Source organism: Caballeronia sp. GAWG1-1 (genome assembly GCF_023631465.1).
GTDB lineage: Bacteria > Pseudomonadota > Gammaproteobacteria > Burkholderiales > Burkholderiaceae > Caballeronia.
This window is the reverse complement of the sequence record NZ_JALQDB010000114.1, coordinates 1-573: the sequence shown is the minus strand read 5'-3', so window position 1 is coordinate 573 and position 573 is coordinate 1. Positions and strand designations below refer to the sequence as shown.

The following is a 573-nucleotide window of genomic DNA, read 5'->3' as shown; positions in this document are numbered from 1 at the left end:
AACCAGCGATGATCGCTGCCATCGATCTGGATCAGCTCGCCATAGCACGAGCGACGGTTGCGCGGCTGATGGATCCTTGGAGGACGCTGTCGACGTGGCGTCCAGAGTCCGGCGCCGATCATGAGCCGCCGAACGGTTTCCTTGGCCAGCCGAATGTCATGACACTCGCGCAGCTTCTCGCAGGCAAGCGTCGGGCCAAAATCGCTATAGCGCTCTTTGACGATGGCCACGGCCCGGACCGCCAAGCCCGCGTCGACACGATGATTGCCCGTTTGACCGCGCTTGCCGGAAACCAGGCCCGGCGCGCCTTGTTCGCGTAACCGCGCACTGAGACGCCGCACCTGTCGTGTACTCAGTCCAAGTCGCTCGGCGGCCCGCCACGGTTTGAGCAGTCCGTCGACCACTGACTGAATCACTTTGAATCGGTCCAACTCGCGCATCGACATGGTAATCGTGTCCGTTGCAGCCATCGCGGTCTCCTGCGCCGAAGCATCGGCGCGGGGTAAGCTTAGGCGGCTCGAAGCGGACATTTGAATCTGGCTAAAAGCAATGGGATGGACTCCTCCTCACCCC

Annotated in this window: 1 protein-coding gene; it reads right to left on the bottom strand. The window is 62.1% G+C overall.

What is annotated here, in order from left to right; genetic code table 11:
• Positions 1-470: helix-turn-helix domain-containing protein (locus NCT03_RS33685; protein ID WP_250495515.1), on the bottom strand; the 470-nt coding region annotated here is incomplete at its 3' end.
• Positions 471-573: the final 103 nt, after the last annotated feature.